Below are 17158 nucleotides of genomic sequence, written 5' to 3'. Positions count from 1 at the left end.
AGCATTAATAGTTGAGTTATCAAGTATTAATAGTTTAGACGACAATTGTTAATACTTGAGGAATCAGGTATTAACAGCTGACAGGATGGTTGTCAACATCGAGCATGCAGGATATTAATATCCAGAATATCAACCGAATGTACCTATAGTATCAAGAGATAACAAGTAATAAACTCATGAGAAATAAAAGACTACAAAGTCAAGTGACGGCAGGACGGTGGACCCTGCCTGCCGTTATCTTTATCTGCGCCCTGTGCTGGGTGTTGACTTACTTTTTATTTCCCAATTCCATAACCTCAACCGTACTCGAAGGCAGCCCTTCTGCCTGGCAACCCACCCGTGATTTTCTGCTTCCGGGATGGGCAGACCGGATTGTCAGCTTCCTGATTTATGCAACCATCGGCTACTTTCTGATAGAGTTGAACAATCAGTTCAGCATTATCCGTATGAGGGCATCCATGCAGACGGCTATCTATTTCCTGCTGGTCACCGTCTGCCCGAAAATGCATTTCCTATATACAGGAGATATTGTTGCCCTGGGCTTTCTCATTTCCATTTATTTTCTGTTTAAAAGCTACCAGCAAACTCAAGCTGCGGGTTATTTATTCTATTCCTTCTTCTTTATCGGAGCAGGAAGTATTCTGTTCCCACAGTTCACCATCCTCTCGGTGCTTTGGTTGCTCGAAGCCTACCGTTTCCAGTCGCTCACTCCGCGTAGTTTCTGCGGTGCGCTGCTCGGATGGATGCTGCCATACTGGATGTTGTTCGGACATGCCTTCTTCTACAACGAGATGGAGTTGTTCTACCGCCCTTTCAATCAGCTACTAACTTTCGGGGAATTCTTCAACCTGCAAATCCTCCAGCCTTGGGAACTGGCAATACTCGGCTATCTGTTGGTGATGTTCATCGTCAGTGCCGTCCATTGCATCGCCGCCGGATTTGAGGATAAGATACGCACACGCGCCTATCTCCAATTCTTGATAGACCTGACGATTTTCCTGTTCCTGCTGATTGCCCTGCAACCGATATATTGCAGTGCCCTATTGCCTTTGCTTATCATAAGCAACAGCATCCTGATCGGACATTTCTTTGTACTGACCAATAGTAAAAGTTCGAATGTGTTTTTCATCATTTCATTGGTCGGTCTCATCCTCTTATTCGCTTTTAATATATGGACGCTTTTATAGATTCAACGATACAACTCCTCATAGAATGGGGACTCCCGGGATTATTCATCTCGGCTTTATTGGCTGGGAGCATCGTGCCTTTCAGTTCCGAACTGGTACTGGTGGCACTGGTGAAACTCGGTCTGCCCCCGATAGCCTGTCTGATCTCCGCCACTTTGGGCAACACAGTAGGCGGAATGACCTGCTACTACATGGGGCGTCTGGGCAAAATCAGCTGGATTGAGAAATATTTCAAGGTAAAGAAAGAGAAAGTAGACAAAATGGTGAAATTCCTGCAAGGAAAAGGAGCATTGATGGCCTTCTTCACCTTTCTTCCCGCCATTGGGGAAGTGATAGCCATTGCACTGGGATTTATGCGAAGCAACACATGGCTCACCATCGTTTCCATGTTTGTCGGCAAACTGATACGCTATATCCTCCTCCTGTATGTGCTCGAAAGTGCCTGGGATGCTATGGCAGGATAGGAAATAAGTATTAGGTAGTAAGTATAAAGTATTAGACGTTAGGCAGTAAGTATTAGAGATTGTATGATGAAAAGGATTATTGAGAAAACCGATGACGGGAGTGCTACCCTGTTTGTTCCGGAATTGAATGAACATTATCATTCAACGAAAGGGGCACGCACGGAGTCTCAACATATTTTCATCGATATGGGACTTAAAGCCTCTTCCGCCACTACTCCGCGTATTCTTGAAATCGGCTTCGGGACAGGGCTAAACGCCTGGCTCACCCTCGAAGAAGCAGAAAGAAGCGGACGAAATATACACTATACAGGATTGGAACTCTACCCGCTGGAATGGCAGACGATAGAGCAACTAGGATATATCTCCAATGATGAACAATTAACAACGACCGACCGGCAACAACCGGCCATCGAATTGTTTAAGCAACTTCATACATCACCTTGGGAGAAAGACGTGCAACTCACTCCACACTTCACCCTACGGAAAGTAGAGACAGACGTTAATAAATGGGTTGAAAACAGAGAACAGACAATAAGCAATGTCAATGATAGCGTAACCAACGCTGAATCACCTGCCCTGAATCCTTCATTTAACCTCATTTACTTCGATGCCTTTGCACCGGAAAAGCAGCCGGAAATGTGGTCGGAAGAACTATTCAACCGCCTCTACGTTTTATTAGATAGAGATGGCATCCTGACCACTTACTGCGCCAAAGGTGTCGTCCGCCGGATGTTACAGACAGCCGGATTCACAGTAGAACGCCTGCCCGGACCTCCGGGTGGTAAACGGGAAATATTACGGGCCCGGAAATAAGAATAGGAACAAGATAAGAAAGAAACCCCGAAATAGAAGAAGTCATGAAAAAACAACTAAAAGATATGAGAACCCTTTTCCTCCTTAGTGCCTGCCTCCTAATGGCAGCCTGCACAGGACGCTCTTCCCAAGCAGGCAACGATGACGAAGCAAAACCGGTGATTACCGTCACCCTGGAACCGCAACGTTATTTCACGGAAGCTATTGCCGGAGATAAATTTAAAGTAGTCAGCATGGTCCCCAAAGGTTCCAGCCCGGAAACTTATGATCCTGTCCCCCAACAACTTGTTTCTCTGGGAGACAGCAAAGCTTATTTCCGCATCGGATACATCGGCTTCGAACAGACCTGGATGGATCGTTTAATGAACAATACCCCCCATATCCAAGTGTTCGACACCTCCAAAGGGATCGACCTCATACTCAACAATGATGATCACGACCACACCCACGGACATAACAGCCACGACGGACATATCCACGCCGTAGAGCCGCACGTATGGAATTCCACCGGTAATGCTTTAATCATTGCAGGAAACACCTACAAAGCCCTTAGCCAACTGGATAAGGCAAATGAAGTATACTACAGAAACCGTTACGATTCGCTCTGCCAGCGCATCCAGCACACCGACAGCCTGATTCGCCGTCAACTCTCCGTTCCCGAAGCAGCCAAAGCCTTCATGATTTATCATCCGGCCCTCTCCTACTTCGCCCGCGACTACGGATTGCATCAGATTTCCATCGAAGAAGGAGGCAAAGAGCCTTCCCCCGCCCATCTGAAAGCCTTGATAGACCTGTGTCAGGCAGAAGATGTACGCGTTATCTTTGTGCAACCGGAATTTGACAAACGCAATGCGGAAACCATCGCGCAGCAAACCGGAACGAAAGTGATCCCTATCAATCCGCTAAGTTACGACTGGGAAGAAGAAATGCTGAATGTAGCCAAAGCCCTTGCGCCACAGGCTGCAACAAAATAAACGTATAAAGAAAGAACCCATCAAGCCATTTCCAACGATGAAACCAATAATCGAAATAAAGAATCTTTCTGCCGGATATGACGGCCGCACTGTTCTTCACGATGTTAATCTAAGCATCTACGAACGGGATTTTCTAGGTATTATAGGTCCGAACGGAGGCGGCAAGACAACGCTTATAAAGTGCATCCTCGGTCTGTTGAAGCCAACGGGAGGGGAAATTATATTCCATACACCTGAAGAGACCCCTGAAGAGACTTCTGCAAAACCATCTGCCAAAAGTTCCCGGCAAAGTTCTTCCGCAAAATCCTCTCCCCTCCTCGGTTATCTGCCTCAATACAGCACCATAGACCGGAAGTTTCCTATTTCCGTGGAAGAAGTAATTCTATCCGGATTGAGCATACAAAAGTCACTCACTTCCCGATTCACTCCCGAACAGAAGGAGAAAGGCAGACAGATTATTTCCCGCATGGGGCTCGAAGGCCTCGAACACCGTTCTATCGGACAATTAAGCGGCGGACAACTGCAACGTGCCCTGTTGGGACGCGCCATCATCTCCGACCCTGCGGTATTGATTCTCGATGAGCCCAGCACGTATATCGACAAGCGTTTCGAAGCGCGTCTTTATGAGTTATTGGCTGAGATCAATAAAGAGTGTGCCATCATCCTTGTCAGCCATGATATCGGCACTGTGTTGCAGCAGGTGAAATCCATCGCTTGTGTCAACGAAACGCTGGATTACCATCCGGATACAGGCGTCACTACCGAATGGCTGGAAAGGAACTTCAACTGCCCTATCGAGCTATTGGGACACGGTACATTGCCTCACCGGGTTTTAGGAGAGCATCATCACCATCATTAAACATAGACTTTATATAGATATCCGGCTATCTTGTTTTAAAATGTATCTTCCCTCTCTGCTGCCTCCCGGAAGAGTGAAAGAGATAGTAAATCACCCCTTTGTTACTTAATATTTCTTACTTTCTTCCTCATTATCCTTACAAATCACTATCTTTGCGACCTCATAATTTGTTTTTAACGAATAAACTACGATAGTGCTAATGAAACAGTACAGAACCGTAAACAACCTTATGGGTTGGCTTACATTCATCATTGCGGCAACCGTCTACTGCCTGACAATAGAACCAACCGCAAGTTTCTGGGATTGCCCGGAGTTCATAACCACCGGCTATAAACTGGAAGTCGGACACCCGCCCGGCGCACCTTTCTTCATGCTGATGGCGAACCTGTTTACTCAATTTGCTTCCGACGTGACTACCGTTGCTAAAATGGTGAACTACATGAGCGCCCTGATGAGCGGTGCCTGTATCCTGTTCCTTTTCTGGAGCATCACCCATCTGGTACGCAAATTGATTATCACTGACGAAAACAATATCACCAAAGGACAGCTTATCACGATTATGGGTAGCGGACTGGTGGGTGCACTGGTCTATACGTTCAGTGACACATTCTGGTTCTCCGCTGTAGAAGGTGAAGTATATGCCTTCTCCTCCCTGTTTACCGCTATCGTTTTCTGGTTGATTCTGAAATGGGAAGACGTGGCCGACCAGCCTCATAGCGACCGCTGGATTATCCTCATCGCCTATCTGACGGGATTAAGTATCGGTGTCCACCTGCTGAACCTGCTTTGTCTGCCCGCCATCGTATTGGTATACTACTACAAGAAAACTCCAAACGCTACTGCCAAAGGTTCGTTAATCGCTCTCTGCGGTTCAATGGTGCTCGTTGCTGCTGTGCTATACGGCATCGTACCGGGTATTGTGAAAGTAGGCGGCTGGTTTGAGCTGTTGTTTGTCAACGGACTCGGAATGTCGTTCAATTCAGGTGTAGTGGTTTACATCATCCTGCTTGCAGCCGCTCTAATCTGGGGCGTATACGAAAGCTATACCGAAAAGAGCAAAACACGCATGGCTATCTCCTTTATCCTGACGATTGCTCTACTGGGTATCCCGTTCTACGGACACGGAGCCAGCAGTATCATCATCGGTATTTTGGTGATCGCCGCACTGGGACTTTACCTCGCTCCGAGTGTACAGGCCAAGATCAAAGAGAGATGGCGTATCACCGCCCGCACCATGAACACGGCTTTGCTGTGCACCATGATGATCGTAATCGGATATTCTTCTTATGCACTGATCGTTATCCGTTCTACTGCCAACACTCCGATGGACCAGAACTCACCGGAAGATATATTCACACTGGGCGAATATCTCGGTCGTGAACAATACGGAACCCGCCCGCTTTTCTACGGTCCTGCCTTCTCTTCGAAAGTGGCACTCGATGTAAAAGACGGATATTGCATCCCGCGCCAGTCGGAAGCAGGAAGCAAGTTTGTCCGCAAGGAAAAGACTTCGCCCGACGAAAAAGACTCTTATATCGAACTTCCCGGACGTGTGGAATACGAATATGCACAGAATATGCTTTTCCCGCGTATGTACAGTTCGTCACACGCACCGCTCTACAAACAATGGGTGGACATCAAGGGATATGACGTTCCTTATGACCAGTGTGGAGAAATGGTGATGGTAAACATGCCTACCCAATGGGAAAATATCAAATTCTTCTTCTCCTACCAGTTGAACTTCATGTACTGGCGTTACTTCATGTGGAACTTTGCCGGACGGCAGAATGACATACAGGGTAGCGGAGAAATCGAGCACGGCAACTGGATCACCGGTATTCCGTTTATCGACAACCTGCTGGTAGGTAACCAAGAATTGCTTCCGCAAGATCTCAAAAACAATAAAGGTCATAATGTATTCTACTGTCTGCCGCTGATTCTCGGTTTGATCGGACTCTTCTGGCAGGCTTACCATAGCCAGCGAGGCATCCAGCAATTCTGGGTGGTATTCTTCCTGTTCTTTATGACAGGTATCGCTATCGTACTCTACCTCAACCAAACTCCTGCGCAACCCCGTGAACGAGACTATGCGTATGCCGGTTCGTTCTACGCCTTTGCTATCTGGGTAGGTATGGGAGTGGCAGGCATCATCCGTATGTTGCGGGATTATGCCAAGATGCAGGAACTTCCGGCAGCCGTTCTGGCTTCTGTTCTCTGTTTGTTCGTCCCCATCCAGATGGCGGGACAGACATGGGATGACCACGACCGCAGCGGACGCTTCGTTGCCCGCGACTTCGGACAGAACTACCTGATGACTTTGCAGGAAGAAGGCAACCCGATTATCTACACCAATGGTGATAACGACACCTTCCCATTGTGGTACAATCAGGAAACGGAAGGTTTCCGCACGGATGCCCGTACCTGTAACTTAAGTTACCTGCAAACCGACTGGTATATCGACCAGATGAAACGTCCGGCCTACGATTCTCCGTCACTCCCTATCACTTGGGACCGTGTGGAATACGTGGAAGGACAAAACGAATATATCTCTATCCGTCCGGAAATGAAGGCTCTCATCGACAGCTATTTCAAACAGGCAAACGAACTGGCTGCACAGGGAGACACTACCATATTGTCACTCGTTCACTCCATCTTCGGTGAGAATCCTTATGAACTGAAGGAAATCATCAACCGCTGGATGCTTGGCAAGAACGACCAATTGAAAGAACTTCTCAAAAAGACAGGAAAAGAAATACAGCTCCCGCTCATCCCTACGGACAGCATCGTCATGAAGATAGATAAGGAAGCCGTACGCCGCTCCGGCATGAAGATTCCGGAAGCTCTGGGCGACTCTATCCCCGAATACATGACAATCACCCTTAGAGACGCCAACGGCAACCCGAAACGCGCCCTCTACAAGAGTGAACTGATGATGCTCGAGATGCTTGCCAATGCCAACTGGGAACGACCTATCTATATGGCAATCACCGTAGGAAGCGAAAACCATCTGGGCATGGGCAACCACTTCACACAGGAGGGTCTCGCCTACCGCTTCACTCCGTTCGATACGGACAAGCTGGACAGCAAGATCGACAGTGAAAAGATGTACGACAACCTAATGAACAAGTTCAAGTTCGGCGGTATCGACAAACCGGGTATCTACATTGACGAGAACGTGATGCGCATGTGCTACACGCACCGCCGTATCTTCACGCAACTTGTAGGTCAGCTCATCAAAGAAGGCAAAAAGGACAAAGCACTCGCCGCGCTCGATTACGCTGAAAAGATGATTCCGGCATACAACGTACCGTATGACTGGGCAAACGGCGCCTTCCAAATGGCAGAGTCTTATTATCAACTGGGACAGAACGAGAAAGCCAACAAGATCATCGACGAACTTGCCAACAAGTCGCTCGAATACATGATCTGGTATCTTAGCCTGAACGATAACCAGCTTGCCATCGCCAGCGAAAACTTCGTGTACAACGCCAGCTTGCTTGACGCCGAAGTCCGCTTAATGGAAAAATACAAATCAGAAGAACTCGCAAAACATTACTCAACGCAACTCGATCAACTATACAACGAATACGTAACGAGAATGAAAGGGAAATAAATATCAAGTATTAAGTAATAAGTATTAAGTATTATTTGCAGCTTCCGACATGTCTTCCGCACGGTATAATACCTAATACTTATTACTTAATACTTATTACTTAATACTTGTTTAACGCAGATTTTCATGTTTATAGAACAACCACCTTGGCTTTTCCGGGCGTTGTATCCACAAGCTATCTTCCGGATGGACCCGAATGAACGGGCAGTCTATCTGACTTTCGATGACGGCCCCATCCCCGAAGTGACTCCCTGGGTACTGGAAATACTGGAAAAGCATCATATTAAAGCTACCTTTTTCATGGTAGGCGACAATATACGCAAACACCCGGATGAATACCGGATGGTGGTAGAGCACGGACACCGCATCGGCAACCATACTTTCAACCACATCCGTGGATTTGAATATTCCAATCCGGATTACCTGGCAAATGCCAGAAAGGTAGATGATATGATTCATTCCGATCTCTTCCGTCCGCCACACGGACATATGGGATTCAGGCAGTATTATACGTTGCGCTATCATTACCGCATTATTATGTGGGATCTCGTGACCCGTGATTACAGTAAACGGATGAGTCCGGAACAAGTGCTGAACAACGTGAAACGCTATGCGCGAAACGGTTCCATCATCACTTTCCACGATTCGCTGAAGTCATGGAACAACGGCAACCTGCAATACGCACTTCCACGCGCTATCGAATTCCTGAAAGAGGAAGGCTATGAATTCAAGGTGTTATAATCTTTGAGAAAACAGAAACTTCGAAAAGAACAGAGCTTCCTGATAAGAAAGGAAGGTTTCTGATGAATAAAAAAAGCTCCCTGACAAGAAGAAAAAATATAAGCCGAGGTATTATACCCCGGCTTTTGTAGTTTAAAGCCCGTTTCGTGCCCAAAATTGAAAGATTCCTCCTCTTTCTTATAAGATGTCAGCGCAACCGCATTTCGCCCGGTAAAGGGCAAAAAGAGGGCAAAACAACCTGCATTCAAAAAGTTTCTGATTCACATTACCCTTTCCAACCGTATTTTTTTATACATTTGCAACGTTCTCTTCCGCAGAAAGCCTTCGGGTGACGGGAGAGAGATGTTTATATTGAGAAGACGTTTACAAGCGTTTGTCATTTGTGTTCAAAACTTCGCAAACTTTGACCTATCGGAATGACGGACAGCAACTAAGACGTCCTCCTGATGTGTATTTATATACATCCGTGCCTCACTTTGACAAACAAAGGGAGGTTACGGGTGTTGTACATATCGGCGTGGGCTTTCTACGTTGTTCGTTCCCGGTAGTTGGCATTGCGAAGGCCTTGAACACGGAACGGACGAAGATGAGATTCCCACGCCTTTTCTATATATTCCTGTCAACATTAGATGAATTTGTCCGCCCAACGGGAGTCTGGGGGGGGACACACATAAGCAGAATAGGCACATGATTCATGCGGGACAACTTATTGAACGCACGCTTCACGAACAGGGACGCACCGTCACCTGGTTCGCTACCCAACTATGCTGCACACGCCCCAATGTTTACAAGATATTCCGGAAAGAGAATATCGACATCCACCTGCTCTGGCGCATCTCCTGCATCCTCGGACACGATTTCTTCCGCGATTTTTCCGACAGCATCAACACCGGAAACTTCCCGAGTGTATCCAAATAGGATACAATTCCGTTTCTTTCTTGGAACTATGCTTTCTCCCAGTGGTATACTCCTTTCGCATACCTTTGCAGACATATTAACATCTAATCACAAAAGGACATGAAAACGAAAAAACTATTTCTGATTATTGCTCTGGTTGTCGGTTGTGCCGTCGGAGCCCATGCGCAAAAGACGGTCTTCAAGTTTCGTGATGCACAGGCACGTGCAGGCGATGCAGTTACTGAAGTTTGTGTCAAACCCACAGTTGTCGAGGTGAAAATACTGGAAGATAAGGGACGGATCAAGGATGAATGGACACTAAGCAAAGAGGAAGTGGAGATCGCCATGAAAGGAGAACTTGACAACATCCGTGCATGGGGGACGTATCTGTCCACCATCAAATACAACTGCGATGTCATCATGGGAGCCACTTTCAAAGTGGAAGATAATGAAAAAACAGGGGGATACACGGTTACAGTAGTAGGTTATCCCGGCATCTTCGTCAACTGGCATCCTGCCACCCAGGACGATTATGAATGGATACGTCTGCAGAAGCTATCACCCACGGATGGAAGAAGCCAGATAGCACCTGTCGTTAAGAATAAGAATTAATCACTAAAACATAAATAACAATGAAAAAAGTACTATCAATGGTTGCCGCACTCTTATTGTGCGTAGGAACTCAAGCGCAAATCGTATCATCCAGAAGCGCAATCGTCAAAACAGAGAAGCAAGCCAGCAGCACACAATGGTTCTTGCGTGCAGGTTTGAATATCATGAACTTCTCCGGTGACGGAGCCGAAGGAGCTGACTCAAACATCGGATATAACGCAACATTTGGCTACCAGAAGCCTTTAGGCAGCACAGGAGGATACTGGGGAATGGAATTTGGACTCGGCTCCCGTGGTTTCAAAGTGGAAGACACGAAGTGCATGGCTCATAATATACAATACTCTCCGTTCACATTCGGATGGAAATTTGCAGTGGCGGACAATGTTCATATCGACCCACATGTAGGAGTCTTTGCCAGCTACGATTACACAAGTAAAATGAAAACAGACGGGGAGAGCATCAGTTGGGGAGATTACGCAGATTACATGGAAGTTGACTACAATCATTTCGATGCCGGTATGAATATCGGTGTAGGAGTCTGGTACAACCGTTTCAACCTGGATCTCACCTATCAACGCGGATTCATAGATACATTCAGCGATGCCGACGGATTCAAGACCAGTAACTTTATGATTCGTCTGGGTATTGCCTTCTAAGGACAACCAAACCTCAATAAACCATATTATTTATTCAGCGTCCACGATCTTTTCTCTTCGCAAAAAGGGCCGTGGATGCTGTTTTCTTAAAAATAACGGAATATGATGACCAAACGACAATTTCTGGCAATCATGTATCTGCTGACGGGAGTTATCCCGCTGATAGCACAGACTTTCACCGAACAGAAAAAGAGCTATCCCATCAGTGCAGACGGCAATAAATATGTGGTCAGCGGATTTACCCCTTTCAGCAGCATGCAAGACGAGAACATCTACGCTAATGCACTGTTATGGACCGTCAAAAATGTCTGTCCGCAGCTACGGGAAGGGATCACAGAGGTAAACGTACCGGCTAAAAACTTCAGTTGCGATCTGATACTTGCCTCGCAAGCAGATTCAAATCAGAAGAATACTTACTATTGCAAAGCCCTGTTTCAAGTAAAAGACGGCAAGTTGGTCTACTATCTTTCCAATATACGGATAGAATCATCAGCAGTGATAATGAAGAAAATCACTCCCATGGAGAAGTTGCAACCGGACAAGAAAGCATCTCACAAAGAAATCATGGATGACTTCGTACAGGTGGAATCGCAAGTATTAAATAAAATGTTCGACTTCATCGTAATGAAGCAACTTTCACCAATCACTCACTGGAATGAAATCAGCATCAACAAGCCGGTGAAAGGCATGACGGAAGATGAATGTCTGCTGGCTTTCGGCAAACCGCAGACTATTCAAGAATCAAATGGAGAAGTGCAATGGATGTATTCCAGCTCGTTCTACCTGTTCTTCAAGAATGGACATGTGGAAACGATTATCAAATAAACCCATAAAACAAATCATCTCAAAATCAAACAATTAAAACAATTTATTATGAAAACAATCTGGAAAGCAACTGTTTGCATAGTTGCAGTATTACTGTCATTCAGCATTTATTCCTGTGGCGATGACGACGATGACACTGTCGGTTCACGCGATTTACTGTTAGGAACATGGAATGGAGTGTACTATCTTTCACAAGAATGGGAAGATGGTGAAAAAGTAAGTGACTCTAAAGAAGATTTTGTAAATGGAACCAATCGTTACTCCATAGAGTTCAAGGAAGATGGTACTTATGTCGAGAAAGACGTTTATAACTCTTCCGGAAGTACTAATTATTATCATGGTACATGGAGTTACTCCGGCAATAAGCTGACTCTCATCGACACTGAAGAAGATAATTACACAGAAGTGTGGACAGTGACCACAATGACTGATAATGAATTAATCTATGAACTTCGTGAAAAAGAGAAAGAAGACGGAACGACATACGAATATTACGAACAACACGCTTTTAAGAGATAGCTCAAAAACATTGTAACACAAAAATTTCTTTCTTCTTTAGAAAGACAAGATTAGGCAAAAGTTTCTTTTTATCAAAGAAACTTTTGCCTAATCTATTGAAAAAGACGCATGATATTCAATAACAAATCACTCACTCCGTGACTAAAAAGAAATTAAAGAAGGTATTTCGACATACCCCGACAATCCTCTTTTTGTGATCGTATAAGCAATTTAGCGCATTAATATGCCACCGCCAGCGGAGTACGCAATTTCTGCGCATATTCAGCCATGTATTTATTCCAGGCATCCGGAGTCTTGATAGCCGCCTTATCCCAGGCAGATCCCCAGTAATAAGTATATTCAGCACCCGGCTCATATTCGCTGATAGCCAGCACATGACCGTCGGCTCCGCCACGATCTTTCTTTTCCTTTTCGGAAAGAAGAACCACTTTCGCCTCTTTTACCTGTGCAGGGAACGCAGCACCGACAAATATCTTACCGTTTGCACCGCTACGGTCAGTTGTAGGATCTACGTAAGTGATATAGCCATTTGCAGCATCTGCCACCACCGCACCGTCCGGTTCACGCAACACAAGTCCCGTAGTTACCGGCATTGCTTCTTTCAAATTGGTATATGAAACAACTGTTTTATTGAGATAAGAACCTGCATCCAAGGAGATGACGCGTGTTTCCACCACGTTAGAATCTCCACGGACCACCAGCGGATTAAACTCCAGCTTCACCGTGAAACGCAGCGGACCATTATCAAGGATTTCCTGTGTGCGATAGCAGTAAGGATAGATAATAGTGTCACCTGCCATCAAAGCGGCAACGCCGGCACCCAATGTGGGTCCTACGGCATAGCAATCCATACCGTATCCATGGTCGATATGGTAAGAGATGGCATTCTGCAGTTCGGAAGCGGCTTTCGGGTCTGTCTTTTTCAGTTCGGCTATCTTGGCACGCTTTTCAGGATTGAGCTCTTCAGCATACAGAGACTCCAAAATCGGCTCCGTAGTGTTATACTTCGTAAAAAGATCGTAGCCGAAACCACGTTCTCCACGAGCCTGCAAAGCAGGACCATAAGCACGGAATCCGCCAAGATCATTCTCCCAGGCAACGTCGTCCAGACGTTCGGGGTAGTATTTACCGCAAGCAATGACATCAAAAGGTGCAGGTGTGCCCGGTTGAATGGTATAAGTAACCGCACTGTTTGCCCCTACCGTAACGGGGAAGACCACCTTCTCATCATACGTCACCTGATAAGGCACTTGCTGACCGTCGACGTCAAGCACCACAATCTGTGCCGTATCCGCCAGTTTCAATTTAGCGACCACATCGCTCATCGGCACTTCAACCATCTCCCCTGCCCGTTCAAGAGCCAAAGGATTGGTCACTGTGACTGTCATTGACTGCTTGCTGTCGGCACAGGAAGCAAAACCGATCAAGGCCACAGCAAACAGAATTAATATCTTTCTCATAATTAGTCTACATTGAATAAATAACATATACTTTGTAAATTAGAGGCTATTATATCCTGCAAAGGGAATAATAAAAAATAAGGTGACAGATGAAAAGAGGATGCTCTTTGCCATTCTATCACCTTACCGGAATCTCTTCTATCTTATATTATTTCGGTTGTTTTCCGATATAAGCAAGAATACCACCATCTACGTAGAGAATGTGACCGTTAACAGCGTTAGAAGCTTCAGAAGCAAGGAACACGGCAGGACCTGTCAGTTCTTCCGGATTCAACCAACGACCGGCAGGAGTCTTAGCGCAGATGAATGAATCGAATGGGTGACGGCTTCCGTCTGCCTGCGGCTCACGAAGAGGAGCAGTTTGCGGAGTAGCGATGTAACCCGGGCCGATACCATTACACTGGATGTTGTATTCACCATATTCAGAACAGATATTGCGAGTCAGCATCTTCAAACCACCTTTAGCAGCAGCGTAAGCAGATACAGTTTCACGACCCAGTTCGGACATCATAGAACAGATGTTGATGATCTTACCTGCACGTTTTTCCATCATAGCCGGCAAAACAGCCTTAGCAACGATGAACGGAGCATTCAAGTCGATGTCGATTACACGACGGAAATCAGCAGCATCCATCTCGTGCATAGGAACACGACGGATAATACCTGCATTATTTACAAGGATATCAATTGTACCTACTTCTTTCGCAATCGTAGCAACCATCGCCTGAACAGCCGGTTCGTCTGTCACGTCGCATACGTAACCGTGAGCTTTGATACCTTTTTCAGCATAAGCAGCCATCCCTTTGTCTACCAACTCTTGATTGATGTCGTTAAAACAAATTTTAGCGCCTTGTTCTGCAAATGCAGAAGCAATAGCAAATCCGATACCATAAGAAGCACCTGTAACGAGAGCTACTTTACCTTCCAAAGAAAAATTCAAAAACTGATTCATAATTCTTTTTGTTATTAAATTAGGAAAATTATTGTAGTTGTTATTTCAAATCTGTAATCAACGAGAAGTCCTGATCGCCGTAGTCGAGGTTCTCGCCACCCATTCCCCAGATAAAGGTATAGTTGTGGGTAGCAGCAGCCGAGTGGATTGACCATTCGGGCGAAAGAACGGCCTGATCGCCTTTCATCCATACATGACGCGTCTCGCCTACCTCACCCATAAAGTGGCAGATAGCATGATCTTCGGGGATCTCGAAATAGAAGTAGGCTTCCATACGACGGCTGTGTACGTGTGCCGGCATCGTGTTCCACACACTTCCCGGAGCTAGTTCCGTCATACCCATCTGCAACTGGCAGGTAGGCAACACCTGATTCACCAACATCTTATTGATGTTGCGGTGATTGGAACCTTCCAAAGAGCCCATTTCAGCTACCACGGCATCGGCTTTCGTCACCTTACGGTCGGGATAGTTGCGGTGTGCAGTCAGTGAGTTGAAGTAGAATTTAGCAGGATGGGCAGCGTCTTTGCTTTCGAAAGTCACTTCGCGATCGCCCGAACCCAGATAAAGAGCTTCTTTATAGTCCAGTTCGAACTCTGCGTCACCAGCTTTCACAATACCGGGACCGCCGACATTGTAGATACCCATTTCGCGACGGGTGAGGAAGAACGGAGCTTTCAGCGGATCAATCGCTTCGAGCGTCAGCACCTCTCCTACCGGAAGCGCACCACCTACCACCATACGGTCGTACATGGAATATACCATATTTACTTCATTGGGGACAAATATGTTTTCGATTAAGAAATCTCTGCGGATTCTTGTTGTATCATAACTTTTTGCATCTTCCGGATGCGCAGCATAGCGAATTTCATAGTTCGTTTTCATACCTTATTTATTTATAGTTATTGAATAAGTTCTCTTTCTACGTGCACTTCGTTTACGTACACGATGCAAAAATAGCAAAAGAAAACGGGTTTACCTTGCAATTTTGTTCCAATTATCCACCAAAAATGTCCAGAATCTGTGCAATGTACACTTTTTTAACGAACTATAATACGTTTTGGGAGAGATTTCTACTTAATGCAGCTAGAAGCTTCCATTAAAATAAGATCAGCTATTGACTTTCCTCTTTTTATTTTGTATCTTTGAGGAACAGAAAAAGAAAAAGCAATATGAGTTATATAAAAATCAAGACATAATAACACATTATCAAAACATATATTTCCATATATGGAAGAACCGAATGGGAGAAAATCAGCACTGATCTTCTCCCATTTTGTATATATAAATCCCAAACATTCCAATAATTTCCTGAAAATAGTTTTTAATAAACCCAGATACCGTTCTTAATAAACTCCCCCACTATTTATTAAAAACGGTATTCGGATTTATTATAGAACTGTAAATATATTATCGCTAACAATATAGAAGTCTATTCAAATATGAGTAAGGCAAACATCGAAACAGTCAATATTACGTACAAATAAGCTATAATAAATTTCTTACATCCTAATAAAGAGATACTTCTTCAAGGCATTTTACTCGACTTCGGCAACCAAAATATAGAAATCATCGTGTTGTTGTTCCGTATGTGAACGTTGGCTCAGTTGGAAATCTTGGGGGATTACCCATTCTTAATTTCTGCTATGCATATACTTTAGCTAATCTAAAGAGGAAGAATCTCATATCTGCGACTCCTCTGAAGGAGGCTCTGAAAGCTTTTATTTTCGCATTAAAAGCTTCAGCTGCCGCATTGGTACTTCTGTTGACAAAGAAGTTTAATATCCTTTCATAATGATTCTCAATAGAGTTTGCTACGGTTGCAAACGTTTCATAGCCATACTCTTCTATTTTACTATACCATAAAGCTAATTTAGCTCTTGCTACATCTTTATCATAGTTTGTGGAAAATATCTTTCCCAAGTGTAAAGAATAATAATACACCTGCTTGATATCATCAAATTGTTTGAATAATATTTCAGCTCTAATCTTCTGGCTTTTAGTCCATTTATCAGGTGCTTTAAATAGTAAATATCTACTTCTTGCTAGTAACTGCCTAAGCGTGTCTCCATTTTTAAAAGTCTCCGGTTCATAAGCTACTCCTTGTTCCTTTGCAGCTTTTATTGCCTTGTTCTCATCTTTCATTACCTGCCACCGATAAGTAATACGCAACTCCTGTACGGCTTCGTATACGAGTTTCTGGACATGAAATCTATCGATAACCTGCATGGCGCGTGGAAAACAAGTTTTAGCAATCTTCTGCATACTTCCTGCCATATCCAATGTGATTTCTTTGACCTGATTACGTTGTTCTTTAGGAATCTTCATTAAGATAGCTATAATATCTTCGGCCTTTGTTCCTTGGACTACGGCAATGATTGAACCTTTACGGCCTCGTTTATCCCTGTTGAGTAAGATGGTATAAAGTTCACCTTTACTTAGCGCCGTCTCATCGATACATAGATTATAACCTATATTTTTAGGGTAAAGAATATGGTCTTGGGCATGCTCTTTTTGATTCCAACTCTGATAATCACTCAAATGGTCCTTATATTGATTTTGAAGCTGTTTGCCGTCCATGCAGTAAT

At 44.9% G+C, this 17158-nt stretch carries 16 protein-coding genes; 12 read left to right on the top strand and 4 right to left on the bottom strand.

Annotated features, from left to right (window positions below; all coding sequences use genetic code 11):
• Positions 1–176 precede the first annotated feature (176 nt).
• The 12 genes from NXV01_RS04915 (at position 177) to NXV01_RS04860 (ending at position 12160) form a co-directional block, all read left to right on the top strand.
• A complete protein-coding gene (locus tag NXV01_RS04915) occupies positions 177–1187 on the top strand; it encodes a hypothetical protein (protein WP_259021832.1) in 1011 nt (336 codons plus the stop codon).
• A complete protein-coding gene (locus NXV01_RS04910) occupies positions 1172–1651 on the top strand; it encodes a YqaA family protein (RefSeq protein ID WP_117610918.1) in 480 nt (159 codons plus the stop codon). The genes NXV01_RS04915 and NXV01_RS04910 overlap by 16 nt, the downstream gene beginning before the upstream one ends.
• 66 nt (positions 1652–1717) lie before the next feature.
• Positions 1718–2464: a tRNA (5-methylaminomethyl-2-thiouridine)(34)-methyltransferase MnmD gene (gene mnmD, locus NXV01_RS04905; protein WP_259023431.1), complete on the top strand. Its 747-nt coding sequence runs from the start codon at positions 1718–1720 to the stop codon at positions 2462–2464.
• Positions 2465–2508: 44 nt separating this feature from the next.
• The gene (locus NXV01_RS04900) at positions 2509–3438 is read left to right on the top strand and encodes a metal ABC transporter solute-binding protein, Zn/Mn family (RefSeq protein ID WP_074559799.1); all 930 of its coding nucleotides are present in this window, start codon (positions 2509–2511) and stop codon (positions 3436–3438) included.
• A gap of 37 nt (positions 3439–3475) precedes the next feature.
• Positions 3476–4297, top strand: coding sequence for a metal ABC transporter ATP-binding protein (locus NXV01_RS04895; RefSeq protein WP_195649658.1), 822 nt, complete (start codon positions 3476–3478; stop codon positions 4295–4297).
• Positions 4298–4496: 199 nt separating this feature from the next.
• The gene (locus NXV01_RS04890; RefSeq protein ID WP_259021831.1) at positions 4497–7910 is read left to right on the top strand and encodes a DUF2723 domain-containing protein; all 3414 of its coding nucleotides are present in this window, start codon (positions 4497–4499) and stop codon (positions 7908–7910) included.
• A gap of 126 nt (positions 7911–8036) precedes the next feature.
• Positions 8037–8651 carry a polysaccharide deacetylase family protein gene (locus NXV01_RS04885; protein WP_148367818.1) on the top strand — a complete coding sequence of 205 codons (615 nt, stop codon included), beginning with the start codon at positions 8037–8039 and terminating at the stop codon, positions 8649–8651.
• A 687-nt stretch (positions 8652–9338) separates the two neighbouring features.
• Entirely contained in the window at positions 9339–9569 is a 231-nt protein-coding gene (locus NXV01_RS04880; RefSeq protein WP_148367870.1) for a hypothetical protein, read from the top strand.
• A 99-nt stretch (positions 9570–9668) separates the two neighbouring features.
• Positions 9669–10160 carry a hypothetical protein gene (locus tag NXV01_RS04875; protein WP_032842839.1) on the top strand — a complete coding sequence of 164 codons (492 nt, stop codon included), beginning with the start codon at positions 9669–9671 and terminating at the stop codon, positions 10158–10160.
• Positions 10161–10180: 20 nt separating this feature from the next.
• Entirely contained in the window at positions 10181–10816 is a 636-nt protein-coding gene (locus tag NXV01_RS04870; protein WP_195649656.1) for an outer membrane beta-barrel protein, read from the top strand.
• Between the two features lie 105 nt (positions 10817–10921).
• Positions 10922–11641, top strand: a complete 720-nt coding sequence (locus NXV01_RS04865) for a hypothetical protein (protein ID WP_409012948.1) — start codon at positions 10922–10924, stop codon at positions 11639–11641.
• Positions 11642–11689: 48 nt separating this feature from the next.
• On the top strand, positions 11690–12160 hold the full coding sequence (locus NXV01_RS04860) for a lipocalin family protein (RefSeq protein ID WP_074559731.1): 471 nt from the start codon (positions 11690–11692) through the stop codon (positions 12158–12160).
• A 218-nt stretch (positions 12161–12378) separates the two neighbouring features.
• Here NXV01_RS04860 and NXV01_RS04855 read toward each other — a convergent pair whose 3' ends face one another.
• The 4 genes from NXV01_RS04855 to NXV01_RS04840 all read right to left on the bottom strand — a co-directional run bounded on the left by NXV01_RS04855 (position 12379) and on the right by NXV01_RS04840 (position 17150).
• Positions 12379–13620: a DUF4861 domain-containing protein gene (locus NXV01_RS04855; protein WP_074559733.1), complete on the bottom strand. Its 1242-nt coding sequence runs from the start codon at positions 13618–13620 to the stop codon at positions 12379–12381.
• 148 nt (positions 13621–13768) lie between these two features.
• Positions 13769–14572, bottom strand: coding sequence for a gluconate 5-dehydrogenase (locus NXV01_RS04850; RefSeq protein ID WP_099147396.1), 804 nt, complete (start codon positions 14570–14572; stop codon positions 13769–13771).
• A 40-nt stretch (positions 14573–14612) separates the two neighbouring features.
• Complete coding sequence (gene kduI / locus NXV01_RS04845) at positions 14613–15455, bottom strand: 5-dehydro-4-deoxy-D-glucuronate isomerase (RefSeq protein ID WP_074559737.1); 843 nt, start codon at positions 15453–15455, stop codon at positions 14613–14615.
• A gap of 759 nt (positions 15456–16214) precedes the next feature.
• The gene (locus tag NXV01_RS04840; protein WP_259021648.1) at positions 16215–17150 is read right to left on the bottom strand and encodes a transposase; all 936 of its coding nucleotides are present in this window, start codon (positions 17148–17150) and stop codon (positions 16215–16217) included.
• Between the last annotated feature and the right edge of the window lie 8 nt (positions 17151–17158).

Source organism: Bacteroides sp. BFG-606 (assembly GCF_024788145.1).
Classification (GTDB): domain Bacteria; phylum Bacteroidota; class Bacteroidia; order Bacteroidales; family Bacteroidaceae; genus Bacteroides; species Bacteroides vicugnae.
Note: the sequence above shows the minus strand (reverse complement) of the source record. Positions and strands in the feature narration are given on the sequence as shown.

Excerpts from the sequence above, each read along its gene's own strand:
- kduI (WP_074559737.1), bottom strand. The coding sequence starts at position 15,455 with ATGAAAACGAACTATGAAATTCGCTATGCTGCGCATCCGGAAGATGCA.
- NXV01_RS04875 (WP_032842839.1), top strand. The coding sequence starts at position 9,669 with ATGAAAACGAAAAAACTATTTCTGATTATTGCTCTGGTTGTCGGTTGT.
- NXV01_RS04900 (WP_074559799.1), top strand. The coding sequence starts at position 2,509 with ATGAAAAAACAACTAAAAGATATGAGAACCCTTTTCCTCCTTAGTGCC.
- NXV01_RS04840 (WP_259021648.1), bottom strand. The coding sequence starts at position 17,150 with ATGGACGGCAAACAGCTTCAAAATCAATATAAGGACCATTTGAGTGAT.
- NXV01_RS04915 (WP_259021832.1), top strand. The coding sequence starts at position 177 with ATGAGAAATAAAAGACTACAAAGTCAAGTGACGGCAGGACGGTGGACC.
- NXV01_RS04880 (WP_148367870.1), top strand. The coding sequence starts at position 9,339 with ATGATTCATGCGGGACAACTTATTGAACGCACGCTTCACGAACAGGGA.
- NXV01_RS04850 (WP_099147396.1), bottom strand. The coding sequence starts at position 14,572 with ATGAATCAGTTTTTGAATTTTTCTTTGGAAGGTAAAGTAGCTCTCGTT.
- NXV01_RS04890 (WP_259021831.1), top strand. The coding sequence starts at position 4,497 with ATGAAACAGTACAGAACCGTAAACAACCTTATGGGTTGGCTTACATTC.
- NXV01_RS04855 (WP_074559733.1), bottom strand. The coding sequence starts at position 13,620 with ATGAGAAAGATATTAATTCTGTTTGCTGTGGCCTTGATCGGTTTTGCT.
- mnmD (WP_259023431.1), top strand. The coding sequence starts at position 1,718 with ATGAAAAGGATTATTGAGAAAACCGATGACGGGAGTGCTACCCTGTTT.
- NXV01_RS04865 (WP_409012948.1), top strand. The coding sequence starts at position 10,922 with ATGACCAAACGACAATTTCTGGCAATCATGTATCTGCTGACGGGAGTT.
- NXV01_RS04895 (WP_195649658.1), top strand. The coding sequence starts at position 3,476 with ATGAAACCAATAATCGAAATAAAGAATCTTTCTGCCGGATATGACGGC.
- NXV01_RS04910 (WP_117610918.1), top strand. The coding sequence starts at position 1,172 with ATGGACGCTTTTATAGATTCAACGATACAACTCCTCATAGAATGGGGA.
- NXV01_RS04870 (WP_195649656.1), top strand. The coding sequence starts at position 10,181 with ATGAAAAAAGTACTATCAATGGTTGCCGCACTCTTATTGTGCGTAGGA.
- NXV01_RS04860 (WP_074559731.1), top strand. The coding sequence starts at position 11,690 with ATGAAAACAATCTGGAAAGCAACTGTTTGCATAGTTGCAGTATTACTG.
- NXV01_RS04885 (WP_148367818.1), top strand. The coding sequence starts at position 8,037 with ATGTTTATAGAACAACCACCTTGGCTTTTCCGGGCGTTGTATCCACAA.